Raw genomic sequence first — 23,690 nt, 5'->3', positions numbered from 1 at the left:
CTAATGAGCAAGATGCCGCTTTTTTTTATTATCGTGCTGGCGATTATCGTCATTGCCGCCTCGTTTCGCTTTGTGCAGCAGCGTCGGGAAAAGGCGGATAACGACGCCGCCCCGCTGCAGCAAAAGCAGGTGGTGGTGAGCAATAAACGGGAAAAAGCGCTCAACGATCGCCGATCGCGGCAGCAGCAGGTGACGCCCGCTGGCACTGCAATGCGCTATGAGGCGAGCTTTAAGCCGGAGAGCGGCGGTCTGGAGATGACTTTTCGCCTCGACGAGAAGCAGTACCATCAGCTGACGGTGGGGGATAAAGGGACGTTGAGCTACAAAGGGTCGCGGTTTGAGGGGTTTAGTCCGGCGCCGTGATTATCGGCCCGGACGAACCGTAGGCCCGGTAAGCATCGCGCCACCGGGCAACAGCGCGCAGATTACTTCTTCGCCTGCGCCTTAAACTTATTCATCCACACCAGCAGTTCAAACACGCCAAAAATAAACACCCGCAGCTGCTGCCAGCCGGTCATTTTCGGGCCATCCTTCGGCATGCCGTTTTTGAGCATCACCATCTGCAGGGCGTGCATAAATGAGGTGAAGATCAGCGCCACGTTGACGAAGATATTCATCGGACGCGGGAAGGGGTGGACGAGGTTAAGCAACAAAAAGGCCCAGACCCCGATCATCAGCAAACGACCCAGATTAATCAGTACCGGCATCAGTCTCTCCTTGTGATTGACGGTGATAAAGACGATAGGCGACCTGGCCGGCCACTTTTTCCCGGTGCAGATCCCAGTGGGCGGGCACCGGCGGTAAACCATTTTCTACCTCGCTCTCGACGTAGATTAGCGCATCATCCGCCAGCCAGCCGTTGTTTTCCAGCAGCGTCAGCGTCTCTTCCAGCAGCCCTTTGCGAAAAGGCGGATCGACAAACACCACATCGTGCGGCCTGCCCGCCTGCGCAAGGAAGGCGAGGGTGTTGGTATTTTCGACTTTCGCGTGCGCGGCCTTCAGGGTGACCAGGTTTTGCTGCAACTGCTGGGCCACGCTGCGATCCATTTCCAGCAGCGTGGCGCTGGCGGCGTAGCGCGACAGGGCTTCGAGACCCAGCGCACCGCTTCCGGCGAAGCAATCCAGGCAGCGGGCATCTACCATTGAAGGTGCCAGCCAGTTAAACAGCGTCTCGCGAACGCGGTCGGTGGTTGGGCGCAGACCGGGGCTATCCGGTACCGGCAGTTTACGGCCTCGCCACTGGCCGCCGATAATGCGTATCTGGCCCGCTGCGGCACGGTTGGGTTTCTTCATATCTTTGCTCGGGAACACCGACGGCCTGCGCTTGCAGGCGGTGATGTGCGTTAAGTTAAGTGATAAACTATTTCATCATTTTTTTAGCTTCCATGTATATAGCGCCAGTAATTAACCGCGAGGGGTGTAGTCGCAGATGGCAAAAGAGAAAAAACGTGGCTTCTTTTCCTGGCTGGGCTTTGGTCAAAAAGAGCAGGAAACCGAGCAGCAGAACGAAGAACAACAGATCGCCGAACAGCCTGCCGCTGTTGAACAGCCGCAGCCTGAAACCCCTGTTGAGACCGTCGCTGACGTAGAAGCAGAAGCGCGCACCCACAGCCAGCAAGAGACTGAAGCCTTCGCTGAAGAGGTGGTTGAGGTCACAGAGCAGGTCCAGGAGAGCGAAAAACCACAGCCGGTTGAGCCAGAGCCAGAGCCAGTGGCCGTTGCGTCAGAGCCTGTGGAAGAGAGTGTCGAGCCGGTCGCTGAGGTGGAACCTCCGCAGGCGATTGAGCATGAAGAATTACCGCTGCCGGAAGAGATCCTCGATGAAATTGAGGAAGCGATCCCGGAAGAGTACCTGCCAGAGACCGACGTTGAAGAGCCCATTAGCGATGAAGAGCTCGAAGCTCAGGCGCTGGCGGCCGCAGCCGCAGAAGAAGCGGTGCTTGTCGTCCCGGTAGCCGAAGAGGAAGAGCCGGTTGAAGAGCTTGCCCAGGAGCAGGAAAAACCGACCAAAGAAGGTTTCTTCGCGCGCCTGAAACGCAGCCTGATCAAAACCAAAGAGAACCTCGGTTCCGGATTTATCAGTCTGTTCCGCGGTAAGAAAATCGACGATGATCTCTTTGAAGAGCTGGAAGAACAGCTGCTGATTGCCGACGTTGGTGTGGAAACCACCCGTAAAATCATCAACAGTCTGACGGAGAGCGCCAGCCGTAAACAGCTGCGTGACGCCGAGGCGCTGTACGGCCTGCTGAAAGAAGAGATGGGTGAAATCCTCGCAAAAGTTGACGAACCGCTTAATATTGAAGGCAAAATGCCATTTGTTATTCTGATGGTCGGCGTTAACGGCGTGGGTAAAACTACCACTATCGGCAAGCTGGCGCGTCAGTTCGAACAGCAGGGCAAATCGGTGATGCTGGCCGCGGGCGATACCTTCCGTGCCGCCGCCGTAGAGCAGCTGCAGGTGTGGGGCCAGCGCAACAACATTCCGGTGATTGCCCAGCACACCGGGGCGGATTCTGCCTCCGTGATCTTTGACGCTATTCAGGCGGCCAAAGCGCGTAATGTGGATGTGCTGATTGCCGATACCGCAGGGCGTTTGCAGAACAAATCGCACCTGATGGAAGAGCTGAAGAAGATCGTCCGGGTAATGAAAAAGCTGGACGAAGATGCACCGCATGAAATTATGCTGACTATTGATGCCAGCACCGGGCAGAACGCCATCAGTCAGGCGAAGCTGTTCCACGAAGCGGTAGGATTGACCGGGATCACGCTGACCAAGCTGGATGGCACCGCGAAAGGCGGGGTGATCTTCTCGGTGGCCGATCAGTTTGGTATTCCTATCCGCTACATCGGTGTTGGCGAACGTATCGAAGATTTACGTCCGTTTAAATCGGGCGACTTTATTGAGGCACTTTTTGCCCGAGAGGATTAACAATGATTCGCTTTGAACACGTCAGCAAGGCCTATCTCGGTGGGAGACAAGCGCTGCAGGGGATTAACTTTCACCTGCAGCCGGGCGAGATGGCATTTCTGACCGGCCACTCCGGCGCAGGGAAAAGTACCCTGCTCAAGCTTATCTGCGGGATCGAACGGCCCAGTGCCGGGAAAATCTGGTTTAGCGGCCACGACATTAGTCGCCTGAAAAACCGTGAAGTGCCGTTTCTGCGTCGGCAGATCGGCATGATTTTCCAGGATCACCATCTGCTGATGGACCGCACGGTATTCGACAACGTGGCGATCCCGCTGATTATTGCGGGCGCCAGCGGGGATGACATTCGTCGTCGCGTGTCGGCGGCGCTGGATAAGGTCGGGCTGCTGGACAAAGCGAAGAACTTTCCGATCCAGCTCTCCGGCGGTGAACAGCAGCGCGTCGGCATTGCCCGCGCGGTGGTGAACAAACCGGCGGTGCTGCTGGCGGATGAACCTACCGGTAACCTGGACGACGCCCTTTCCGAAGGGATCCTGCGTCTGTTTGAGGAGTTTAACCGCGTTGGGGTGACAGTACTGATGGCGACGCACGACATGGGGCTTATCTCCCGTCGTTCGTACCGCATGCTGACGCTGAGCGACGGTCATTTGCACGGAGGCCTCGGTGAATAAGCGTGACGCAATAAACCAGATGCGGCAGTTTGGCAGCAAGCTTGACCGTTTCCGTAAATCGGCGGGCGGACCGGGCGATGGCAACCGCAATGCGCCGAAGCGCAGCAAAGCCGCGCCAAAACCCAACTCGCGCAAGTCCAACGTCTTTAACGAGCAGGTGCGGTACGCCTTCCAGGGTGCGCTGCAGGATCTGAAAAGCAAACCGCTGGCCACCTTCCTGACGGTGATGGTGATCGCCATCTCCCTGACCCTGCCCAGCGTCTGCTACATGGTCTACAAAAACGTTAACCAGGCGGCGTCGCAGTACTATCCCTCCCCGCAGATCACCGTTTATCTCGACAAAGCGCTCGACGATAACGCGGCGGCGCAGGTGGTGGGGCAGCTGCAGGCGGAGCAGGGCGTTGAGAAGGTAAACTACCTGTCGCGGGATGAGGCGCTGGGCGAGTTCCGCAACTGGTCCGGCTTTGGCGGCGCGCTGGATATGCTGGAGGAGAACCCCCTGCCCGCAGTGGCGGTGGTGATCCCGAAACTGGACTTCCAGGGAACCGAGTCGCTGAATACCCTGCGCGATCGCGTCTCCCGCATCAACGGCATTGATGAAGTACGCATGGACGACAGCTGGTTTGCCCGTCTGACGGCGCTGACTGGCCTTGTCGGGCGCGTGGCTGCGATGATCGGCGTGCTGATGGTCGCGGCGGTGTTCCTCGTTATCGGCAACAGCGTCCGTCTGAGCATCTTCGCCCGTCGCGATACCATCAACGTGCAAAAGCTGATCGGCGCAACCGACGGTTTTATCCTGCGCCCGTTCCTGTATGGCGGCGCACTGCTCGGTTTTTCCGGCGCATTTCTTTCACTGATTTTGTCAGAAATTTTGGTGATGCGTCTTTCCGCAGCGGTCACCGATGTGGCGCAGGTTTTCGGAACTAAGTTTAATATCAGTGGCTTAGCCTTTGATGAGTGCCTGTTGTTGCTGCTGGTGTGCTCGATGATCGGCTGGATCGCAGCATGGTTAGCGACTGTGCAACATTTACGTCACTTTACCCCTGACTAAAAAATCTCTGGTATAATCTTTCCCTGCATTGAGAATCACCGTGCAGGGAAAGAGTCCCCTGTTGTCTCTTACCCCGCATAATCATCCCCATGTCACATTTTGTGCGTAATTTATTCACAGTTTCACTCGGAACTTGTGGATAAAATCACTGTCTGATAAAAGAGTGAATGATATTCTCGTTGCTCATTAATTCTGGCATGTTCGTTGCCTGATGGGGACAAACCGCCGCCAGAAAGAATCGATTGAGAGGAATGAATGACCAAAGAAATGCAAACTTTAGCTTTAGCCCCTGTTGGTAACCTGGAATCATATATCCGGGCTGCGAACACCTGGCCGATGTTGACGGCCGAGGAAGAAAAGGAGCTTGCTGAAAAGCTGCATTACCAGGGCGATCTGGAAGCAGCTAAGACGCTGATCCTGTCTCACCTGCGCTTTGTTGTTCACGTTGCTCGTAACTACGCGGGCTACGGCCTGCCGCAGGCTGACCTGATCCAGGAAGGCAACATCGGCCTGATGAAGGCGGTGCGTCGCTTCAACCCGGAAGTGGGTGTGCGTCTGGTCTCCTTCGCCGTGCACTGGATCAAAGCGGAAATCCACGAATACGTGCTGCGTAACTGGCGTATCGTGAAGGTCGCGACCACTAAAGCACAGCGTAAACTGTTCTTTAACCTGCGTAAAACCAAGCAGCGTCTGGGCTGGTTTAACCAGGATGAAGTAGAAATGGTTGCCCGCGAGCTGGGTGTTTCCAGCAAAGACGTGCGCGAGATGGAATCCCGTATGGCCGCGCAGGACATGACCTTTGATATGTCCTCTGACGACGATGCGTCAGACAGCCAGCCGATGGCTCCGGTCCTGTATCTGCAGGATAAATCGTCCAACTTTGCCGACGGCATTGAAGACGACAACTGGGAAGAGCAGGCCGCCAACAAGCTGACCTTTGCAATGGAAGGTCTCGACGAGCGTAGCCAGGATATTATCCGTGCCCGCTGGCTGGACGAAGACAACAAGTCCACCCTGCAGGAGCTGGCCGATCGCTACGGTGTCTCCGCTGAACGTGTGCGTCAGCTTGAGAAAAACGCCATGAAAAAACTTCGCGCCGCTATCGAAGCGTAATTTTCGCGAAGTCCCCGATAACCCTCGAATGCAGATTCGGGGGTTTTGTTTTTTTAGCGCCTCTTCTCGCGAATTCCCTTCTCCTCGCAAACACTTATTTAACTGTTGTGCGCTGACTCGTTAAAGCCTCGCTTACCTTATATACATTTCAAAATAGCTATTCCAAATAGATAAAAATGGGGTATGTTTTAGCAGAGTATGCTGAAAAGGCGCGTACAGCAGACGCATAATCGAAATAAAGCGCCATAAAACAACATCACAACAAACACAATAACCATCACAATGGGGATTCTCAGGATGAATATGAAGGGTAAAGCCTTACTGGCAGGATGTATCGCGCTGGCTTTCAGCACCATGGCTCAGGCTGATATCAAAGTGGCCGTTGTCGGCGCAATGTCCGGTCCGGTAGCGCAGTACGGTGACCAGGAGTTCACCGGCGCAGAGCAGGCGGTTGCCGACATTAATGCCAAGGGCGGTATCAAAGGCGAAAAGCTGCAGATCGTAAAATATGATGATGCCTGTGACCCGAAACAAGCGGTTGCAGTCGCCAACAAAGTGGTCAACGACGGCATCAAATACGTGATCGGCCACCTGTGCTCCTCTTCCACGCAGCCTGCGTCTGACATCTACGAAGACGAAGGCATTCTGATGATCACTCCTGCCGCCACCGCGCCGGAACTGACCGCCCGTGGCTACAAGATGGTGATGCGTACTACCGGTCTGGACTCTGACCAGGGCCCAACCGCCGCGAAATATATTGTCGATAAAGTGAAGCCGCAGCGTATCGCCATTGTCCATGACAAGCAGCAGTACGGTGAAGGCCTGGCGCGTTCCGTGCAGGACAACCTGAAAAAATCCAATGCCAACGTGGTGTTCTTCGACGGTATTACCGCCGGTGAGAAAGATTTCTCTACCATGGTGGCGCGTCTGAAGAAAGAGAACATCGATTTCGTCTACTACGGTGGTTACCACCCGGAAATGGGCCAGCTCCTGCGTCAGGCGCGTGCTGCCGGTCTGAAAACGCAGTTCATGGGCCCGGAAGGGGTGGCGAACGTCTCCCTGTCTAACATCGCCGGTGAATCGGCTGAAGGCCTGCTGGTCACCAAACCGAAGAACTACGACCAGGTTCCAGCCAACAAACCAATCGTAGACGCGATCAAAGCTAAGAAACAGGATCCAAGTGGCGCGTTCGTCTGGACCACCTACGCTGCGCTGCAAACTCTGCAGGCGGGCCTGAATCAGTCTGCGGAACCGGCTGACATCGCCACCTGGCTGAAAGCGAACTCCGTTGAGACCGTGATGGGGCCGCTGTCATGGGATGAGAAGGGCGATCTGAAAGGCTTTGAGTTCGGCGTGTTTGACTGGCATGCCAATGGTACAGCAACCGACGCTAAGTGATGTTAGCGCCGGGTGGCGGCTTCGCCTTACCCGGCCTACATATAGCACGTCGTAGGCCCGGTAAGCGTAGCGCCACCGGGCATTTTTTTAATGCTTTTCCCACCCGTTGCTTTGCGCCGTAAACCCCAGGGCCTGCATAAAGGCTGCCATCACGCCCCGGTCTTCCACGCCGACATCCGCCATCCACCACGAGGCCACGCTCGGGTTATCGCGCATCACTTCTTCAATCAAATATTGCCCCACGCCGCGACGGCGGGTGACCTCCCGCACGCGCAGGGAGTCCAGCGCTCCTTGCGTACCGCTCAGCGTTACCCGCACCGCCCCTAACAGCCGCTCGTTAAAGCGCGCAGCATAAATACGGTGTGTTTCATCAACGGTGAGCGAGGAGGGAGAATATTCCGGCCAGATCTTGTTGAGGTCGATATGATCCTGGTCGCTAAATTTCTCCAGACGGTGGATGGTCAGTTTCATTAGCCGCTTGTCCAAATCAAAAAGAGTGCTGGCAGTGTCTCAATTTATTCTGTCAGACGCTTCCACTTTTTAAACCCATTCCCCAGCTGATTACTTTTTTAGCGTTACGTTGCGTAGTCTTAAAACGCAGGGATCGAAAAATAAGCAGAATTTTAACCTAAAAGGCAGCGTTTTATTCGGCGCTTTGTACCGTTATTTTATGCTGCAACTCGCGCTTTTATTTGTTTATCTCTGTCTGATTTCAGAATATTATCTTTGCTTAATCGACTGAAATATAGAGATTTTAGTCTGGTTTTAGGCAAAAAACTGCGCTAAACCATTAAAGGCAATAGCAAAAGTTGCGTTGTTTAATAAAAGTACAGAATGCTTTTTAACCATAATAAAACAAAATATATACATCACGTCACGAATGGGGATTCCTGGATGAGAATGAACGCGAAAACATTAGTCGCGGGGATGGTTGCACTGGCGATTTCGCAGTCAGCTATGGCGGAAGATATTAAAGTTGCCGTGGTAGGGGCGTTATCCGGCCCTGTTGCCCAGTGGGGCGATATGGAGTTCAACGGCGCGCGCCAGGCTATTAAGGACATCAACGCTAAAGGCGGCATTAAGGGCGACAAACTGGTCGGCGTGGAATATGACGATGCCTGTGACCCGAAACAAGCCGTCGCCGTCGCCAACAAAATTGTTAACGATGGCATTCAGTATGTGATTGGCCATCTCTGCTCGTCCTCTACCCAGCCTGCCTCCGACATCTATGAAGACGAAGGCATCCTGAGGATCACGCCGGGCGCTACTAACCCTGAACTGACCCAGCGCGGCTATCAGTACATCATGCGTACCGCCGGTCTTGACTCCTCACAGGGACCCACCGCGGCGAAATACATCATCGAAACCGTCAAGCCGCAGCGCATCGCTATCATTCACGATAAGCAGCAGTACGGTGAAGGACTGGCTCGCTCTGTGCAGGACGGCCTGAAAAAAGGCGGCGCGAACGTCGTCTTCTTCGACGGCATCACTGCGGGCGAGAAAGACTTCTCGGCGCTGCTGGCGCGTCTGCAGAAAGAGAACATCGACTTCGTTTACTACGGCGGCTACTACCCGGAAATGGGCCAGATGCTGCGCCAGGCCCGTGCTGTCGGCCTGAAAACCCAGTTTATGGGCCCGGAAGGGGTCGGTAACGCCTCGCTGTCGAACATCGCGGGCGACGCGGGCGAAGGCATGCTGGTGACGATGCCAAAACGCTATGACCAGGATCCGGCCAACGCTGCTATCGTCGATGCCCTGAAAGCGGAGAAGAAAGACGCGAGTGGTCCATACGTGTGGATCACCTATGCCGCCGTGCAGTCTCTGGCCACCGCCATGGATCGTACCGGCAGCAAAGAACCGCAGGATCTGATTAAAGATTTGAAAGCACACGGGGCTGACACCGTGATTGGGCCGCTGAACTGGGACGAGAAAGGCGATCTGAAGGGATTTGAGTTTGGTGTCTTTAAGTGGCACGCCGACGGTTCATCCTCGGTCGCCAAATAATCATTATCCCACCGCCCGGCAGGACCGGGCGGGAATTAGAAAGGTTATCTTATGTCCGAGCAGTTTCTCTATTTTTTGCAGCAGATGTTTAACGGCGTCACGCTGGGAAGCACCTATGCACTGATCGCCATCGGCTATACGATGGTGTACGGCATTATCGGCATGATCAACTTCGCCCACGGCGAGGTGTACATGATCGGCAGCTATGTCTCCTTTATGATTATCGCCGCGCTGATGATGATGGGCATCGACAGCAGCTGGCTGCTGGTGGCTGCCGGGTTTGTCGGCGCGATTGTAATTGCGAGTGCCTACGGCTGGAGCATCGAACGCGTGGCCTACCGGCCCGTGCGCAGCTCCAAGCGCCTGATCGCGCTGATCTCCGCCATCGGGATGTCCATCTTCCTGCAAAACTACGTCAGCCTGACCGAAGGCTCACGCGACGTGGCGCTGCCAAGCCTGTTCAACGGCCAGTGGATTGTCGGGGCCAGCGAGAACTTCTCGGCGTCGATCACCACCATGCAGCTGGTAATCTGGATTGTCACCTTCCTCGCCATGCTGGCGCTGACCCTTTTCATCCGCTACTCCCGCATGGGCCGCGCCTGTCGCGCCTGCGCTGAAGACCTGAAAATGGCGAGCCTGCTCGGCATCAACACCGACCGCGTGATTGCCCTGACCTTCGTGATTGGTGCGGCGATGGCGGCGGTGGCTGGCGTGCTCCTCGGTCAGTTCTACGGCGTAATCAACCCGTACATCGGCTTTATGGCCGGGATGAAAGCCTTTACCGCAGCGGTGCTGGGCGGGATCGGCAGTATTCCAGGTGCCATGATCGGTGGCCTGATCCTCGGCGTGGCCGAAGCGCTCTCCTCTGCGTACCTGAGTACCGAATATAAAGACGTGGTGTCGTTTGCCCTGCTGATTCTGGTTCTGCTGGTCATGCCTACCGGTATTCTGGGTCGTCCGGAGGTAGAGAAAGTATGAAACCGATGCATTTTGCCATGGCGCTGCTCTCAGCGGCGATGTTCTTTATCCTGGCGGCCGTCTTTATGGGCGTTCAGCTGGAGCTGAGCGGCACTAAGCTGGTAGTGGATTCCGCGTCGGATATCCGCTGGCAGTGGGTCTTTGTCGGCACCGCGGTGGTCTTCTTCTTCCAGCTGCTGCGTCCGGTGTTCCAGAAGACACTTAAAAGCGTCTCTGGGCCGAAGTTTGTCCTGCCAGCGATTGACGGCTCGACCGTCAAACAGAAGCTGTTCCTGGTGGCGCTGCTGGTGGCGGCCGCGGCCTGGCCGTTCGTGGTCTCCCGCGGCACGGTGGATATCGCCACCCTGACCATGATTTACGTGATCCTCGGCCTCGGTCTGAACGTGGTGGTGGGCCTGTCCGGGCTGCTGGTGCTGGGCTACGGCGGCTTCTACGCCATCGGCGCTTACACCTTCGCGCTGCTGAACCACTATTACGGTCTCGGCTTCTGGACCTGTCTGCCGCTGGCGGGGCTGGTCTCTGCTGCCGCCGGTTTCCTGCTTGGTTTCCCGGTGCTGCGTCTGCGCGGCGACTATCTGGCGATTGTGACCTTAGGCTTCGGTGAAATCGTCCGTATCCTGCTGCTCAACAATACCGAAGTGACCGGCGGCCCGAACGGTATCAGCCAGATCCCGAAACCGACCTTCTTCGGCCTGGAGTTCAGCCGTTCCGCGCGTGAAGGCGGCTGGGACACCTTCAGCAACTTCTTTGGTATCAAGTACGACCCGTCCGACCGCGTGATCTGGCTCTATCTGGTGGCGCTGCTGCTGGTGGTCATCACCCTGTTCGTGATTAACCGTCTGCTGCGCATGCCGCTGGGCCGTGCGTGGGAAGCGCTGCGTGAAGATGAGATCGCCTGTCGCTCCCTGGGCCTGAACCCGACCCGCATCAAGCTGACCGCCTTTACCATCAGCGCCGCGTTTGCCGGTTTCGCCGGAACCCTGTTTGCCGCGCGTCAGGGCTTTGTCAGCCCGGAATCCTTCACCTTTGCGGAGTCAGCTTTCGTGCTGGCGATTGTAGTGCTCGGCGGGATGGGCTCGCAGTTCGCGGTGATTCTCGCGGCTGTCCTGCTGGTGGTCTCCCGTGAGCTGATGCGTGACTTTAACGAATACAGCATGCTGATGCTGGGTGGTTTGATGGTACTGATGATGATCTGGCGTCCGCAGGGCTTGCTGCCGATGACCCGTCCACAGCTGAAACTGAAAAACGGGCAAGCGAAAGGAGAGCAGGCATGAGTCAGCCATTATTATCCGTTAACGGCCTGATGATGCGTTTTGGCGGCCTGCTGGCGGTCAACAACGTCTCGCTGGATCTGCACCAGAAAGAGATTGTCTCCCTGATCGGCCCGAACGGTGCCGGTAAAACCACGGTCTTTAACTGTCTGACCGGTTTCTACAAGCCGACGGGCGGAACCATCATGCTGCGCGATCAGCACCTCGAAGGCTTACCGGGCCAGCAGATTGCCCGCATGGGCGTGGTGCGTACCTTCCAGCACGTGCGTCTCTTCCGCGAGATGACGGTAATTGAGAACCTGCTGGTGGCGCAGCATCAGCAGTTGAAAACCGGGCTCTTCGCCGGCCTGCTGAAAACCCCGGCGTTTCGCCGGGCGCAGGACGAAGCCTTGGATCGCGCCGCCACCTGGCTCGACCGTATCGGCCTGCTGCAGCACGCCAACCGTCAGGCCAGCAACCTGGCCTACGGCGACCAGCGTCGTCTGGAGATTATCCGCTGCATGGTAACGCAGCCGGAGATCCTGATGCTCGACGAACCGGCGGCGGGGCTGAACCCGAAAGAGACCAAAGAGCTGGACGAGCTGATCGTCGAACTGCGTGACCATCACGACACCACCATCCTGCTGATTGAGCATGATATGAAACTGGTGATGGGCATTTCTGACCGCATCTACGTGGTGAACCAGGGCACGCCGCTGGCGAACGGTACGCCGGAAGAGATTCGCAACAACCCGGACGTGATCCGCGCATACCTTGGTGAGGCATAAGATGGAAAAAGCGATGTTAACGTTCGACAAGGTCAATGCGCATTACGGCAAGATCCAGGCCCTGCACGACGTCAGCCTGCACATCAATCAGGGTGAAATCGTCACCCTGATCGGGGCTAACGGCGCGGGGAAAACCACGCTGCTCGGTACCCTGTGCGGCGATCCGCGCGCCACCAGCGGACGTATCGTCTTTGATGGTAAAGACATTACCGACTGGCAGACGGCGAAAATCATGCGCGAAGCGGTGGCGATAGTCCCGGAAGGGCGTCGCGTCTTCTCGCGTATGACGGTAGAAGAGAACCTGGCGATGGGCGGCTTCTTTGCCGAGCGCGAGCAGTTCCAGACCCGCATCAAGCGCGTCTACGATCTCTTCCCGCGCCTGTTTGAGCGCCGTATTCAGCGGGCAGGCACCATGTCCGGCGGGGAACAGCAGATGCTGGCAATCGGCCGCGCGCTGATGAGCCAGCCGCGTCTGCTGCTGCTCGACGAACCTTCGCTCGGGCTGGCGCCGATCATCATCCAGCAGATCTTCGACACCATCGAACAGCTGCGTAGCGAAGGGATGACCATCTTCCTCGTGGAGCAGAACGCCAACCAGGCGCTGAAGCTCGCGGATCGCGGCTACGTGCTGGAGAATGGCCGCGTGGTGCTGGAAGACACCGGCGACGCGCTGCTGGCGAACGAAGCGGTGCGGAGTGCTTACCTGGGCGGCTGAGCCGTCTGTATTGCCCGGTGGCGCTGCGCTTACCGGGCCTACAACAGCGTGCCGTACGTAGGCCGGGTAAGGCGAAGCCGCCACCCGGCTTTTTTGTTTTTTGTACGCTTTACTTGTACAATTGACTTGTACTTAAAAGGGGGCAATATGCGTACAATGAACTATAGCGAAGCACGTCAGAATCTTGCCTCAGCGCTGGATTCTGCCGCGACGGGAACACCCGTCACCATCACGCGTCGCGGTCATAAACCTGCCGTGATTATCAGCGCAGAAGAATTTGAACGTTATCAGGTGGCAAAACTGGATGCCGAGTTTGACGCCATTATGGGTATTCATGGCAACGAAATTAGGGAACTGGCTGACAAATGACCCTGCAATTTATCTCAGCGGAAGAGATAGTCCTGTTTCATGACAAACTCCTCAGCGTCACGCCTGGCGTCGCGGGAATGTCGGATCCGGGTCGTGCTGAAGCGCTGCTCTATCGCGTGTTAAACAAATATCAATACGAAGGGGTGACCGATGTCTGGATCCTGGCGGCGATGCATTTGCTGGCCATCTCCCGCGGCCATATCTTCAATGATGGTAATAAACGCACGGCATTGTTTATCACCTTGCTTTTCCTCAAACGTAACGGCATTTCGCTGAAGGCCAATCCGGATTATGTGGCGATGACGGTTGAGGCTGCTGCGGGCCGTCTGTCGCTTGAAGAAATTGTGGAGCGTTTACGCCGCTAGCCACTGCCTTCACATTTCCATCATCCCTCTGACGCTCTGCTGTCATATCTCTGTAAACAAACGGTTATTTTTCTGTAATTCGAGCATGTCATGTTACCTCGCGAGCACAAAACGCGTGATATCGCGCATCCGGCACAATAAGAGAGATGACAATGACATCGTTACGACACACAGCTTTGGGTCTGGCAATGGGTCTGGCTTTTGCGACTAACGCAATGGCCGTCACCACTATTCCGTTCTGGCATTCCATGGAAGGGGAGTTGGGTAAAGAAGTTGACTCCCTGGCGCAACGTTTCAACGACACCCATCCGGATTACAAAATTGTGCCGGTGTACAAAGGCAACTACGAGCAGAGCCTGAGCGCGGGTATCGCCGCATTCCGTACCGGCAACGCCCCGGCGCTGTTACAGGTTTACGAAGTTGGCACCGCCACTATGATGGCCTCTAAAGCCATCAAGCCGGTCTATGAAGTGTTTAAGGACGCGGGCATCAACTTCGACGAATCCCAATTCGTGCCGACCGTCTCCGGTTACTACACCGATTCCAAATCCGGCCATCTGCTCTCTCAGCCGTTTAACAGCTCCACCCCGGTGCTGTACTACAACAAAGACGCCTTCAAAAAAGCCGGTTTAGATCCTGAGCAGCCGCCAAAAACCTGGCAGGATCTGGCCGAGTACACCGCGAAGCTGAAAGCGGCGGGGATGAAGTGCGGCTACGCCAGCGGCTGGCAGGGCTGGATCCAGATCGAGAACTTCAGCGCCTGGCATGGCCAGCCGGTCGCCACTGAGAACAACGGTTTCAACGGCACCAATGCGGTACTGGAATTCAACAAGCCGGACCAGGTGAAGCATATCGCTCTGTTGCAGGAGCTGAACAAGAAGGGCGATTTCAGCTACTTCGGGCGTAAAGACGAATCTACCGAGAAGTTCTACAGCGGCGATTGCGCGATTACCACCGCCTCTTCCGGCTCGCTGGCGGATATCCGCCACTACGCCAAATTCAACTACGGCGTGGGCATGATGCCGTACGATGCCGACTCGAAAGGCGCGCCGCAGAACGCCATCATCGGCGGGGCCAGCCTGTGGGTGATGCAGGGTAAAGACAAGGACACCTACAAGGGCGTAGCGGAGTTCCTCGACTTCCTGGCAAAACCGGAAAACGCAGCCGAATGGCACCAGAAGACCGGCTATCTGCCGATCACCAAAGCCGCGTATGACCTGACCCGCGAGCAGGGCTTCTACGACAAAAACCCGGGCGCAGACATCGCCACGCGCCAGATGCTGAACAAGCCACCGTTGCCGTACACCAAAGGCCTGCGCCTGGGCAACATGCCGCAGATCCGTACCATCGTGGATGAAGAGCTGGAGAGCGTGTGGACCGGTAAGAAATCCCCACAGCAGGCACTGGATGCTGCAGTAGAGCGTGGCAACCAACTGCTGCGCCGCTTTGAGCAGTCGACCAAATCGTAATGTGAAATGCCGGGTGGCGGCTTCGCCTTACCCGGCCTACGCGAACCTGTAGGCCGGATAAGCGTAGCGTCATCCGGCGCTGTTCAGGAACTCAATCCCCATGTCATCTTCCCGTCCGGTGTTCCGTTCCCGTTGGCTGCCGTACCTGCTGGTCGCGCCGCAACTGGTCATCACCGTCATCTTCTTTATCTGGCCTGCGGGCGAAGCGCTGTGGTACTCGGTACAGAGCGTCGATCCGTTCGGGCTCTCCAGCCAGTTCGTCGGTCTGGATAACTTCGCCGCCCTGTGGCACGACAGCTACTATCTCGATGCCTTCTGGACGACGATCAAATTCAGCACCCTGGTCACCGTCAGCGGTCTTCTCGCCTCGCTGTTTTTCGCCGCGCTGGTGGATTACGTGTTGCGCGGCAGCCGTCTGTACCAAACCCTGATGCTACTGCCCTATGCCGTAGCGCCGGCGGTCGCCGCCGTGCTGTGGATCTTCCTGTTTAACCCGGGGCGCGGACTGATCACCCATTTCCTCGGCGAGTTCGGCTATGACTGGAACCATGCCCAGAACAGCGGTCAGGCGATGTTCCTGGTGGTCTTCGCCTCGGTGTGGAAGCAGATCAGCTACAACTTCCTGTTCTTCTTTGCTGCGCTGCAGTCCATTCCGCGCTCGCTGGTAGAAGCCGCGGCGATTGACGGCGCAGGCCCGGTCCGCCGCTTCTTCAGGCTGGCGCTGCCGCTGATCGCCCCGGTGAGTTTCTTCCTGCTGGTGGTCAACCTGGTCTACGCCTTCTTCGACACCTTCCCGGTGATCGACGCCGCCACCGCCGGCGGCCCGGTACAGGCCACCACCACGCTTATCTACAAGATCTATCGCGAAGGTTTTGCCGGTCTGGATCTCTCGGCCTCTGCCGCCCAGTCGGTGGTGCTGATGTTCCTCGTCATCATCCTCACGGTGGTGCAGTTCCGCTATGTCGAAAGTAAGGTGCGCTACCAATGATTGAGAACCGTCGCGGGCTGACGATTTTCAGCCATACCATGCTGATTTTGGGCATCATCGTCATCCTGTTCCCGCTGTACGTGGCCTTCGTCGCCGCCACGCTGGATCGCAACGCCATCTTTGAAACCCCGATGACGCTGGTCCCGGGCGGGCATCTCTTTGAGAACATGGCGACCATCTGGACCCAGGGCGTCGGCGTTAACAGCGCCCCGTTCTGGCTGATGATGCTCAACAGCTTCATCATGGCGTTCGGCATCACGGTGGGCAAAATCACGGTGTCGATGCTCTCGGCCTTCGCCATCGTCTGGTTCCGCTTTCCGCTGCGCAACCTGTTCTTCTGGATGATCTTTATCACCCTGATGCTGCCTGTGGAGGTGCGTATCTTCCCTACGGTGGAGGTGATCGCCAACCTCGGGATGCTCGACAGCTATGCGGGGTTAACCCTGCCGCTGATGGCCTCGGCCACCGCCACTTTCCTGTTCCGTCAGTTCTTTATGACCCTGCCGGACGAGCTGATTGAGGCGGCGCGTATCGACGGTGCCTCGCCGATGCGCTTTTTCCGCGACATCGTGCTGCCGCTGTCGAAAACCAACCTCGCGGCGCTGTTTGTTATCACCTTTATCTACGGCTGGAACCAGTATCTGTGGCCGCTGCTGATTGTCCAGGACGTCAATCTCGGCACCGCCGTGGCGGGCATCAAAGGGATGATTTCAACCGGCGAAGGCACCACCCTCTGGAACCAGGTGATGGCGGCCATGCTGCTCACCCTTATCCCACCCGTAGTCATTGTTTTAGCCATGCAGCGTGCGTTTGTCCGTGGCCTGGTCGATAGCGAGAAATAAGATGGCAGGTTTAAAACTTCAGGCAGTAACCAAAAGCTGGGATGGTAAAACCCAGGTGATTCAGCCGCTGACGCTCGACGTGGCGGACGGGGAATTTATCGTGATGGTCGGCCCGTCCGGCTGCGGCAAATCCACGCTGCTGCGCATGGTGGCGGGGCTGGAGCGCGTGACGTCCGGGGATATCTGGATTGACCGCCAGCGCGTCACCGAAATGGAGCCGAAAGACAGAGGCATCGCGATGGTGTTCCAGAACTACGCCCTCTATCCGCACATGAGCGTGGAAGAGAACATGGCCTGGGGGCTGAAAATCCGCGGCATGGGCAAAAGCCATATCGACGAGCGCGTCAAAGAGGCAGCGCGCATTCTGGAGCTGGATGGTCTGCTGAAGCGCCGCCCGCGCGAGCTCTCCGGTGGCCAGCGTCAGCGCGTGGCGATGGGCCGCGCCATCGTGCGCGATCCGGCGGTGTTCCTGTTCGATGAACCGCTCTCTAATCTCGATGCCAAACTGCGCGTGCAGATGCGCCTCGAGCTGCAGCACCTGCACCGTCGCCTGAAAACGACTTCACTCTACGTCACTCACGATCAGGTGGAAGCCATGACCCTCGCCCAGCGGGTGATGGTGATGAACAAAGGCATCGCCGAGCAGATTGGCACCCCGGTGGAGGTGTATGAAAAGCCCGCCAGCCGCTTTGTGGCGAGCTTTATCGGTAGCCCGGCAATGAACCTGCTGGAGGGGCGCATCAGCGCCGCGGGGACCCATTTCGAACTGGAGAGCGGCATGGCGCTGCCGATCAACTGGTTCTATCGCGGCTATGCCGGACGCAAAATGACGCTGGGTATCCGCCCGGAACATATTGCGCTAAGCTCCCAGTCGGAAGGCGGGGTGCCGCTGGTAATGGATACCCTCGAGATGCTGGGCGCCGATAACCTGGCGCACGGACGCTGGGGCGAGCAGAAGCTGGTGGTGCGTATGTCGCATCAGGAGCGCCCGAAAGCGGGCAGCACGCTGTGGCTGCATCTGCCGGAAAATCATCTGCATTTATTCGATGGCGAAACAGGACAACGTGTATGAGTTACTGGCCTTATCCCCACATCGTCGCCCACCGTGGCGGCGGTAAACTGGCACCGGAGAACACCCTGGCGGCGATTGACGTCGGTGCGCGCTACGGCCACACCATGATCGAATTCGACGCCAAACTGTCGCAGGACGGGGAGATCTTCCTTCTGCACGATGACAACCTCGAGCGCACCAGCAACGGCTGGGGCGTGGCGGGTGAACTGCCGTGGCGCGATCTGCTGAAGGTGGATGCCGGAAGCTGGTTCAGCGGAGAGTTCAAAGGCGAGCCTTTGCCGCTGCTGGCTGAAGTGGCCGACCGCTGCCGGAAGCTAAGGATGATGGCCAATATCGAAATCAAGCCGACCACCGGCACGGGACCACTCACCGGCAAAGTGATTGCGCTGGCGGCACGTGAGCTGTGGGAAGGCATGACCGCACCGCTACTGTCATCCTTTGAGATCGACGCCCTGGAAGCGGCGCAGGTAGCAGCACCCGAGCTGCCGCGCGGTTTACTGCTGGATGAGTGGCGTGAAGACTGGCGCGAGCTAACCACCCGGCTGGGCTGCGTGTCGCTTCATCTCAACCATCGTCTGCTGGATGAGGCGCGGGTGAAGGCAATTAAGGCCGCTGGCCTGCATATCCTGGTCTATACCGTCAACCAGCCCCAGCGGGCAGCGGAGCTGCTGCGTTGGGGCGTGGATTGTATCTGTACCGATGCGATAGCCCTGATAGGCCCGGACTTTCAGCCCTAAGGGTTATTTAGCATAGAGCCGTTCTGCTGCTGCGGCAGCATATGTTGCTGCTGCACGCCGCCCGAAGATTCTACGCCGCTGAGCATCCCGCCGCTGGTGTTAGGCAGAACCTGCACGCCCGGCTGGCTCTGCTGAACCCGCAGGGTGTTATTGTTCATCTGCGTTTGCAGATGCTGCTGCTGGACGCGGGTCTGCGTCTGCAGCTGCTGATTGAGCATCCCTGTCTGTTGCTGCTGCTGGATCATCATCTGATTTTGCATCCGCTGCTGGCTGGGGTTTTGATAGCCCGGCTGGTTGGGGTTGTTCAGGGTGTTGATGGGCTGCGCGAGCACGGCAAACGGCAGTAACGCCGCAACAAGAATCAGTCGTTTCATTGTTACTCCCTCCTTCTGAGGCCTCCTTTAAGTTTACCTCGGATCCTGCACGACGATGATTTTTTAAGAGTTATGAACCAGGCTTAAGCGGGAGCATGAGTCCCTGTACCTGGAGAATAACAATGATGAAACCAACGTTTTTACGCTGGGTAGCGATTGCTGCCCTGACGGCAGGCGGTACGTTTTGCGTGGCAGCGAATCCGCCTGCCGCGCCCCCGGTCTCCTACGGCGTGGAAGAAGATGTGTTCCATCCCGTGCGGGCGCAGAAGGGGATGGTCTCTTCGGTGGATGCCCTCGCCACCCAGGTAGGGGTGGATATCCTCAAACAGGGCGGTAATGCGGTGGATGCGGCGGTGGCGGTCGGCTATGCGCTGGCAGTGACGCACCCGCAGGCGGGTAACCTCGGCGGCGGCGGTTTTATGATGCTGCGTACCAAAGATGGCGTGACCACGGCGATCGACTTCCGTGAAATGGCCCCCTCCCAGGCCACGCGCGACATGTTCCTCGACGAGCAGGGCAACGCCGACAGTAAAAAATCCCTCACCTCCCATCTGGCGACCGGCACACCGGGTACGGTTGCGGGCTTCTCGCTGGCGCTGGATAAGTACGGCACCCTGCCGCTGAACAAAGTGGTCCAGCCGGCCATCAAGCTGGCGCGCGACGGTTTTGAGGTCAACGACGCCCTGGCCGACGATCTGAAAACCTACGGCAGTGAAGTGCTCCCTAACCATGAGAGCAGCAAAGCGATCTTCTGGAAGGAGGGCGAGCCGCTGAAGAAGGGTGACAAGCTGGTGCAGACCAACCTCGCCAAAAGTCTGGAGATGATTGCCGAGAACGGCCCGGACGCCTTCTATAAAGGGGTCATTGCCGACCAGATTGCCGAAGAGATGAGCAAGAACGGCGGGCTGATCACCAAAGCCGATCTCGCGGAGTACAAAGCCGTGGAGCGCACGCCGATTAGCGGGGACTATCGCGGGTATCAGGTCTACTCCATGCCGCCGCCGTCTTCCGGCGGGATCCACATCGTGCAGATCCTCAACATCCTCGAGAACTTCGATCTGCATAAGTTTGGTTTCGGCAGTGCCGATACCATGCAGGTGATGGCCGAGGCGGAAAAATATGCCTACGCTGACCGCTCGGAGTATCTGGGTGACCCGGATTTCGTCAAGGTGCCGTGGCAGGCGCTGACCAATAAAGCCTATGCCAAAACCCTGGCTGACCAGATCGATATCAATAAAGCCAAACCCTCAAGCGAGATCCGCCCGGGCAAACTGGCGCCGTACGAGAGCAACCAGACCACCCACTTCTCGGTGGTGGATAAAGACGGTAACGCGGTGGCGGTGACCTATACGCTCAACACCACCTTTGGTACCGGGATCGTGGCGGGTAACAGCGGTATTCTGCTCAACAACGAGATGGACGACTTCTCCGCCAAACCGGGCGTGCCGAACGTCTACGGGCTGGTGGGCGGGGATGCCAACGCCGTCGGGCCGAAGAAGCGTCCGCTGTCGTCGATGTCACCGACCATCGTGGTGAAAGATGGCAAAACCTGGCTGGTGACCGGCAGCCCTGGCGGCAGCCGCATTATCACCACCGTGCTGCAGATGGTGGTCAACAGCATCGATTACGGGATGAACGTGGCAGAGGCCACCAACGCGCCGCGCTTCCATCACCAGTGGCTGCCGGATGAGCTACGGGTGGAGAAAGGCTTTAGTCCGGACACCCTGAAGCTGCTGGAGCAGCGCGGGCAAAAAGTGGTGGTGAAAGAGGCGATGGGCAGCACCCAGAGCATTATGGTCGGGCCGGATGGCGCGCTGTATGGGGCATCGGATCCGCGTTCAGTAGATGATTTGACGGCGGGGTATTAAACCTTTTACCTCTCCCCAATGGGGAGAGGTATTCATAACCGTAGGCCGGGTAAGGCGAAGCCGCCACCCGGCAATGCTTACCTGATGCGCGCCATAAAGTGCGCATCCACATACTCGCCGTTACGCAGGGCGAACTTTTTCCCGGTGCCTTCCACCACAAAGCCATATTTACGATACAGGGCGATGGCAGAGGCATTGTCGACAAACACCGTCAGCTCGATGCGCTCGATGCGCAGCCAGTTGTCGCACAGGTTGAGCATCTCGCGCATCAACGCGCTGCCCGCGCCGCGGCCTTGCACCTCGGCTGAAACGCCGATCCCGAACGTCGCGACATGGCTGCGACGGGGGTTTTCCATCACGTCCAGCACCAGGTGACCGATGACCTTATCGTCCAGGCAGGCTACCAGATGGCGCCTGCCCGGTTTTGCGGCCACGCGTTCCTTCCACATGTCCATCGATGGATGAGGAAGCTGTAGTGTGTTGTGATACACCCCTGGCTGGGCGTTAATCAGGCGTAAAGCTTCGGCATCGGCGGCTTCAACGTGGCGTATCACTATCTCACTCATTCCTTCTTCCTCAGTCAGTTAGGTTCCTTTTCAACATCCATGAGTTTGAAATGTGAGTCAACAAGCATTTTTTGCAAAAAAGGAGTGGACAAGTGCGAATGAGAATGATTATTATTGCTCTGCATTCAGGAGAACCGACACGGGAACCTGAAAGCACGACATTGCTCACATTGCTTCCAGTATTATTTTAGCCAGCTTCCAGCTGGCTTTTTTTTGCCCTAAAGCTTTTGCAGCTGCACGAGATCGAGCGGGTCGGGGGTGCTCTCTTTCATCAGACCCACCACGTTGTTCTTTTCTGCGACAGCCGGCAAAAGCTCAGCCTGGCCGGAAAACTGACCGCCTTTTTTAACCGCCAGAGTGCGATAGCCAAGGGTGCCCGTGACCTGACCATGCTCGCAGATCTCAATCACATCGCTGCTGCACTGGCCGACGATCTTGCCATCCACGATCAGCTCCCGACAGGTAACGTTCCCCTCCACCTGGCCCCCACGCATGATCTTTATCAGGCTCTCACTGGAATCGATATTGCCGATAAGCGTCCCGTGAACGTAGACGTGCCCGCCGGAAACGATATTACCTTCAAAGCGCACATCGCTGGCGATAACCGTGGTGCCGTGTTTCTCCGTAACGGTGGGCTCTTTTTCGCTGACGGGCACCTGTGGAAGGGCGATGTCTGGCTTGCCAGTCTCGGTGGTTTTGCTCTTTTTAAACATGATCTTGACCTGATTAAGTAGAAGGGAGGTGCCAAAGCTCAGTAAGGACAATGCAGCGAACAGCCACGTCAGGAAGAGGGCGCCTGAGCACCAGGACACCAGCGCGAGCAGCCAGAAGAGAAGTGCGCTATTTAACGCGAGATATTTTCTTTCCATAGAAAATGAGCGCGACTCCTTTCGCGAGCATGGGGTTTTGGCCGTCCCCTTATCCTGTTAATTCCGGCCAGGATCAAGGTTCCGACCGCCATTTTAGGATTCGTTATAGAAATATATTTCGCCGCCAGGTTGCGCTATGGTTGAAAGCAGAGACCTAAGCCAGGAAAACCACTATGACACTACACTGCGCATTTATTGGATTTGGCAAAAGCACCACCCGCTATCACCTTCCGTATGTTCTCACCCGTAAAGCCAGCTGGCATGTGGCGCACATCTTCCGCCGCCACCCGAAACCGGAAGAGCAGTCCCCGCAGTACGCCCATATTCATTTCACCAGCGATCTCGATGAGGTCCTGAACGACCCCGAGGTTAAGCTGGTGATCGTCTGCACCCACGCCGACAGCCACTTTGAGTACGCGAAACGCGCCCTGGAAGCCGGTAAAAACGTGCTGGTGGAAAAACCCTTCACCCCGACGATGGCTGAAGCGAAAGAGCTGTTCGCGCTGGCTCGCAGTAAAGGGCTGACCGTGAGCCCGTATCAGAACCGTCGCTTTGACACCTGCTTCCTGACCGCCAGACAGGCGATTGAGAGCGGTAAGCTGGGCGAAATCGTCGAAGTAGAAAGCCACTTCGATTACTACCGTCCGGTGGCGGAGACCAAACCCGGCCTGCCGCAGGATGGCTCCTTCTATGGCCTCGGCGTCCACACCATGGACCAGATCATCTCCCTGTTCGGCCGTCCGGACCATGTGGCCTACGACATCCGCAGCCTGCGCAATAAAGCCAACCCGGACGATACCTTCGAAGCCCAGCTGTTCTACGGCGATCTGAAAGCGATCGTCAAAACCAGCTATCTGGTGAAGATCGACTACCCGAAATTTATCGTCCATGGCACCAAAGGCTCGTTTATCAAGTACGGCATCGACCAGCAGGAGACCAGCCTGAAGGCCAATATTATGCCGGGCGAGCCGGGGTTTGCGGCGGATGAGTCCGTGGGCGTGCTGGAGTACGTCAACGACGCGGGCGTAACGGTGAAAGAGGAGATCAAACCGGGCACCGGCGACTACGGGCAGGTCTACGATGCGCTCTATGAGACGCTGACAAAAGGTACCCCTAATTACGTCAAGGAAATTGAAGTGATGACCAATCTGGAAATCCTTGAACGGGCCTTTGAACAGGCCTCACCTGCCACGGTAACCCTTGCCAGATAAGCCTGGAAGACTCCTCTGTTCTTGTTCAGATATTTTGAACAGAGGAGTCAATTTTCACCCTCTATG

26 protein-coding genes are annotated in these 23,690 nt (G+C 57.1%); 20 read left to right on the top strand and 6 right to left on the bottom strand.

The window, feature by feature from the left end:
• Positions 1–3 precede the first annotated feature (3 nt).
• Positions 4–363 carry a DUF2500 domain-containing protein gene (locus GNG27_RS21930; protein WP_142487430.1) on the top strand — a complete coding sequence of 120 codons (360 nt, stop codon included), beginning with the start codon at positions 4–6 and terminating at the stop codon, positions 361–363.
• A 62-nt stretch (positions 364–425) separates the two neighbouring features.
• Here GNG27_RS21930 and GNG27_RS21925 read toward each other — a convergent pair whose 3' ends face one another.
• Positions 426–707: a DUF1145 family protein gene (locus GNG27_RS21925; RefSeq protein WP_032614948.1), complete on the bottom strand. Its 282-nt coding sequence runs from the start codon at positions 705–707 to the stop codon at positions 426–428.
• A complete protein-coding gene (gene rsmD, locus GNG27_RS21920) occupies positions 691–1,293 on the bottom strand; it encodes a 16S rRNA (guanine(966)-N(2))-methyltransferase (protein ID WP_142487429.1) in 603 nt (200 codons plus the stop codon). Before rsmD ends, GNG27_RS21925 begins: the two co-directional genes overlap by 17 nt.
• A gap of 136 nt (positions 1,294–1,429) precedes the next feature.
• Here rsmD and ftsY point away from each other — a divergent pair, with 136 nt between their 5' ends.
• From ftsY to GNG27_RS21895, 5 genes are all read left to right on the top strand, one after another.
• On the top strand, positions 1,430–2,929 hold the full coding sequence (gene ftsY, locus GNG27_RS21915; RefSeq protein ID WP_156264807.1) for a signal recognition particle-docking protein FtsY: 1,500 nt from the start codon (positions 1,430–1,432) through the stop codon (positions 2,927–2,929).
• 2 nt (positions 2,930–2,931) lie between these two features.
• Positions 2,932–3,597 (top strand): cell division ATP-binding protein FtsE, encoded by a 666-nt coding sequence (gene ftsE / locus GNG27_RS21910; protein ID WP_106995258.1) that lies wholly within the window; start codon positions 2,932–2,934, stop codon positions 3,595–3,597.
• Entirely contained in the window at positions 3,590–4,648 is a 1,059-nt protein-coding gene (ftsX, locus tag GNG27_RS21905; protein ID WP_156264806.1) for a permease-like cell division protein FtsX, read from the top strand. The genes ftsE and ftsX overlap by 8 nt, the downstream gene beginning before the upstream one ends.
• Before the next feature lie 255 nt (positions 4,649–4,903).
• Positions 4,904–5,761, top strand: coding sequence for an RNA polymerase sigma factor RpoH (rpoH, locus tag GNG27_RS21900; protein WP_106995256.1), 858 nt, complete (start codon positions 4,904–4,906; stop codon positions 5,759–5,761).
• Between the two features lie 297 nt (positions 5,762–6,058).
• Complete coding sequence (locus tag GNG27_RS21895; RefSeq protein WP_142487426.1) at positions 6,059–7,159, top strand: branched-chain amino acid ABC transporter substrate-binding protein; 1,101 nt, start codon at positions 6,059–6,061, stop codon at positions 7,157–7,159.
• Between the two features lie 87 nt (positions 7,160–7,246).
• Here GNG27_RS21895 and panM read toward each other — a convergent pair whose 3' ends face one another.
• On the bottom strand, positions 7,247–7,630 hold the full coding sequence (gene panM, locus GNG27_RS21890; RefSeq protein WP_142487425.1) for an aspartate 1-decarboxylase autocleavage activator PanM: 384 nt from the start codon (positions 7,628–7,630) through the stop codon (positions 7,247–7,249).
• A gap of 423 nt (positions 7,631–8,053) precedes the next feature.
• Between panM and livK the strand changes: the two genes are divergently transcribed.
• The 12 genes from livK to ugpQ all read left to right on the top strand — a co-directional run bounded on the left by livK (position 8,054) and on the right by ugpQ (position 18,736).
• Positions 8,054–9,163 (top strand): high-affinity branched-chain amino acid ABC transporter substrate-binding protein LivK, encoded by a 1,110-nt coding sequence (gene livK / locus GNG27_RS21880; protein ID WP_156264805.1) that lies wholly within the window; start codon positions 8,054–8,056, stop codon positions 9,161–9,163.
• Between the two features lie 51 nt (positions 9,164–9,214).
• On the top strand, positions 9,215–10,141 hold the full coding sequence (gene livH / locus GNG27_RS21875; protein ID WP_039032510.1) for a high-affinity branched-chain amino acid ABC transporter permease LivH: 927 nt from the start codon (positions 9,215–9,217) through the stop codon (positions 10,139–10,141).
• On the top strand, positions 10,138–11,415 hold the full coding sequence (locus GNG27_RS21870) for a high-affinity branched-chain amino acid ABC transporter permease LivM (protein WP_156264804.1): 1,278 nt from the start codon (positions 10,138–10,140) through the stop codon (positions 11,413–11,415). Before livH ends, GNG27_RS21870 begins: the two co-directional genes overlap by 4 nt.
• On the top strand, positions 11,412–12,179 hold the full coding sequence (gene livG / locus GNG27_RS21865) for a high-affinity branched-chain amino acid ABC transporter ATP-binding protein LivG (protein WP_142487422.1): 768 nt from the start codon (positions 11,412–11,414) through the stop codon (positions 12,177–12,179). The genes GNG27_RS21870 and livG overlap by 4 nt, the downstream gene beginning before the upstream one ends.
• A gap of 1 nt (position 12,180) precedes the next feature.
• Positions 12,181–12,894 carry a high-affinity branched-chain amino acid ABC transporter ATP-binding protein LivF gene (gene livF, locus GNG27_RS21860; RefSeq protein ID WP_156264803.1) on the top strand — a complete coding sequence of 238 codons (714 nt, stop codon included), beginning with the start codon at positions 12,181–12,183 and terminating at the stop codon, positions 12,892–12,894.
• A gap of 147 nt (positions 12,895–13,041) precedes the next feature.
• On the top strand, positions 13,042–13,263 hold the full coding sequence (locus GNG27_RS21855) for a type II toxin-antitoxin system Phd/YefM family antitoxin (RefSeq protein WP_142487421.1): 222 nt from the start codon (positions 13,042–13,044) through the stop codon (positions 13,261–13,263).
• On the top strand, positions 13,260–13,628 hold the full coding sequence (locus tag GNG27_RS21850) for a type II toxin-antitoxin system death-on-curing family toxin (RefSeq protein WP_142487420.1): 369 nt from the start codon (positions 13,260–13,262) through the stop codon (positions 13,626–13,628). Before GNG27_RS21855 ends, GNG27_RS21850 begins: the two co-directional genes overlap by 4 nt.
• Before the next feature lie 152 nt (positions 13,629–13,780).
• Positions 13,781–15,097, top strand: a complete 1,317-nt coding sequence (gene ugpB / locus GNG27_RS21845) for a sn-glycerol-3-phosphate ABC transporter substrate-binding protein UgpB (protein ID WP_156264802.1) — start codon at positions 13,781–13,783, stop codon at positions 15,095–15,097.
• A 100-nt stretch (positions 15,098–15,197) separates the two neighbouring features.
• The gene (gene ugpA, locus GNG27_RS21840) at positions 15,198–16,085 is read left to right on the top strand and encodes a sn-glycerol-3-phosphate ABC transporter permease UgpA (RefSeq protein ID WP_156264801.1); all 888 of its coding nucleotides are present in this window, start codon (positions 15,198–15,200) and stop codon (positions 16,083–16,085) included.
• Positions 16,082–16,927 carry a sn-glycerol-3-phosphate ABC transporter permease UgpE gene (ugpE, locus tag GNG27_RS21835; protein ID WP_142487417.1) on the top strand — a complete coding sequence of 282 codons (846 nt, stop codon included), beginning with the start codon at positions 16,082–16,084 and terminating at the stop codon, positions 16,925–16,927. The genes ugpA and ugpE overlap by 4 nt, the downstream gene beginning before the upstream one ends.
• A 1-nt stretch (position 16,928) precedes the next feature.
• Positions 16,929–17,999 carry a sn-glycerol-3-phosphate import ATP-binding protein UgpC gene (locus tag GNG27_RS21830; protein ID WP_142487416.1) on the top strand — a complete coding sequence of 357 codons (1,071 nt, stop codon included), beginning with the start codon at positions 16,929–16,931 and terminating at the stop codon, positions 17,997–17,999.
• Positions 17,996–18,736: a glycerophosphodiester phosphodiesterase gene (ugpQ, locus tag GNG27_RS21825; protein WP_156264800.1), complete on the top strand. Its 741-nt coding sequence runs from the start codon at positions 17,996–17,998 to the stop codon at positions 18,734–18,736. The genes GNG27_RS21830 and ugpQ overlap by 4 nt, the downstream gene beginning before the upstream one ends.
• On the opposite strand, the gene GNG27_RS21820 is transcribed toward ugpQ, so the two are convergent.
• Positions 18,733–19,110, bottom strand: coding sequence for a DUF2756 family protein (locus tag GNG27_RS21820; RefSeq protein ID WP_106995241.1), 378 nt, complete (start codon positions 19,108–19,110; stop codon positions 18,733–18,735). The two genes, ugpQ and GNG27_RS21820, sit on opposite strands and share 4 nt — an antisense overlap.
• A gap of 122 nt (positions 19,111–19,232) precedes the next feature.
• Between GNG27_RS21820 and ggt the strand changes: the two genes are divergently transcribed.
• Positions 19,233–20,978, top strand: coding sequence for a gamma-glutamyltransferase (ggt, locus tag GNG27_RS21815; RefSeq protein ID WP_185902394.1), 1,746 nt, complete (start codon positions 19,233–19,235; stop codon positions 20,976–20,978).
• Between the two features lie 77 nt (positions 20,979–21,055).
• Here the strand turns inward: ggt and yhhY are convergent, their stop codons facing one another.
• Positions 21,056–21,544: an N-acetyltransferase gene (gene yhhY, locus GNG27_RS21810; RefSeq protein WP_156264799.1), complete on the bottom strand. Its 489-nt coding sequence runs from the start codon at positions 21,542–21,544 to the stop codon at positions 21,056–21,058.
• A 218-nt stretch (positions 21,545–21,762) separates the two neighbouring features.
• The gene (locus GNG27_RS21805; RefSeq protein ID WP_156264798.1) at positions 21,763–22,413 is read right to left on the bottom strand and encodes a polymer-forming cytoskeletal protein; all 651 of its coding nucleotides are present in this window, start codon (positions 22,411–22,413) and stop codon (positions 21,763–21,765) included.
• A gap of 173 nt (positions 22,414–22,586) precedes the next feature.
• Between GNG27_RS21805 and GNG27_RS21800 the strand changes: the two genes are divergently transcribed.
• On the top strand, positions 22,587–23,624 hold the full coding sequence (locus GNG27_RS21800; protein WP_142487412.1) for an oxidoreductase: 1,038 nt from the start codon (positions 22,587–22,589) through the stop codon (positions 23,622–23,624).
• Positions 23,625–23,690 lie beyond the last annotated feature (66 nt).

The organism is Leclercia sp. 119287 (assembly GCF_009734485.1).
GTDB lineage: Bacteria > Pseudomonadota > Gammaproteobacteria > Enterobacterales > Enterobacteriaceae > Enterobacter > Enterobacter adecarboxylatus_C.
This window is presented reverse-complemented; position numbering and strand designations above follow the sequence as displayed.

What these genes read in the sequence shown, in the direction of transcription:
- GNG27_RS21930 (WP_142487430.1), top strand. Translation starts at nt 4, where the DNA reads ATGAGCAAGATGCCGCTTTTTTTTATTATCGTGCTGGCGATTATCGTC.
- GNG27_RS21925 (WP_032614948.1), bottom strand. Translation starts at nt 707, where the DNA reads ATGCCGGTACTGATTAATCTGGGTCGTTTGCTGATGATCGGGGTCTGG.
- rsmD (WP_142487429.1), bottom strand. Translation starts at nt 1,293, where the DNA reads ATGAAGAAACCCAACCGTGCCGCAGCGGGCCAGATACGCATTATCGGC.
- ftsY (WP_156264807.1), top strand. Translation starts at nt 1,430, where the DNA reads ATGGCAAAAGAGAAAAAACGTGGCTTCTTTTCCTGGCTGGGCTTTGGT.
- ftsE (WP_106995258.1), top strand. Translation starts at nt 2,932, where the DNA reads ATGATTCGCTTTGAACACGTCAGCAAGGCCTATCTCGGTGGGAGACAA.
- rpoH (WP_106995256.1), top strand. Translation starts at nt 4,904, where the DNA reads ATGACCAAAGAAATGCAAACTTTAGCTTTAGCCCCTGTTGGTAACCTG.
- GNG27_RS21895 (WP_142487426.1), top strand. Translation starts at nt 6,059, where the DNA reads ATGAATATGAAGGGTAAAGCCTTACTGGCAGGATGTATCGCGCTGGCT.
- panM (WP_142487425.1), bottom strand. Translation starts at nt 7,630, where the DNA reads ATGAAACTGACCATCCACCGTCTGGAGAAATTTAGCGACCAGGATCAT.
- livK (WP_156264805.1), top strand. Translation starts at nt 8,054, where the DNA reads ATGAGAATGAACGCGAAAACATTAGTCGCGGGGATGGTTGCACTGGCG.
- livH (WP_039032510.1), top strand. Translation starts at nt 9,215, where the DNA reads ATGTCCGAGCAGTTTCTCTATTTTTTGCAGCAGATGTTTAACGGCGTC.
- GNG27_RS21870 (WP_156264804.1), top strand. Translation starts at nt 10,138, where the DNA reads ATGAAACCGATGCATTTTGCCATGGCGCTGCTCTCAGCGGCGATGTTC.
- livG (WP_142487422.1), top strand. Translation starts at nt 11,412, where the DNA reads ATGAGTCAGCCATTATTATCCGTTAACGGCCTGATGATGCGTTTTGGC.
- livF (WP_156264803.1), top strand. Translation starts at nt 12,181, where the DNA reads ATGGAAAAAGCGATGTTAACGTTCGACAAGGTCAATGCGCATTACGGC.
- GNG27_RS21855 (WP_142487421.1), top strand. Translation starts at nt 13,042, where the DNA reads ATGCGTACAATGAACTATAGCGAAGCACGTCAGAATCTTGCCTCAGCG.
- GNG27_RS21850 (WP_142487420.1), top strand. Translation starts at nt 13,260, where the DNA reads ATGACCCTGCAATTTATCTCAGCGGAAGAGATAGTCCTGTTTCATGAC.
- ugpB (WP_156264802.1), top strand. Translation starts at nt 13,781, where the DNA reads ATGACATCGTTACGACACACAGCTTTGGGTCTGGCAATGGGTCTGGCT.
- ugpA (WP_156264801.1), top strand. Translation starts at nt 15,198, where the DNA reads ATGTCATCTTCCCGTCCGGTGTTCCGTTCCCGTTGGCTGCCGTACCTG.
- ugpE (WP_142487417.1), top strand. Translation starts at nt 16,082, where the DNA reads ATGATTGAGAACCGTCGCGGGCTGACGATTTTCAGCCATACCATGCTG.
- GNG27_RS21830 (WP_142487416.1), top strand. Translation starts at nt 16,929, where the DNA reads ATGGCAGGTTTAAAACTTCAGGCAGTAACCAAAAGCTGGGATGGTAAA.
- ugpQ (WP_156264800.1), top strand. Translation starts at nt 17,996, where the DNA reads ATGAGTTACTGGCCTTATCCCCACATCGTCGCCCACCGTGGCGGCGGT.
- GNG27_RS21820 (WP_106995241.1), bottom strand. Translation starts at nt 19,110, where the DNA reads ATGAAACGACTGATTCTTGTTGCGGCGTTACTGCCGTTTGCCGTGCTC.
- ggt (WP_185902394.1), top strand. Translation starts at nt 19,233, where the DNA reads ATGATGAAACCAACGTTTTTACGCTGGGTAGCGATTGCTGCCCTGACG.
- yhhY (WP_156264799.1), bottom strand. Translation starts at nt 21,544, where the DNA reads ATGAGTGAGATAGTGATACGCCACGTTGAAGCCGCCGATGCCGAAGCT.
- GNG27_RS21805 (WP_156264798.1), bottom strand. Translation starts at nt 22,413, where the DNA reads ATGGAAAGAAAATATCTCGCGTTAAATAGCGCACTTCTCTTCTGGCTG.
- GNG27_RS21800 (WP_142487412.1), top strand. Translation starts at nt 22,587, where the DNA reads ATGACACTACACTGCGCATTTATTGGATTTGGCAAAAGCACCACCCGC.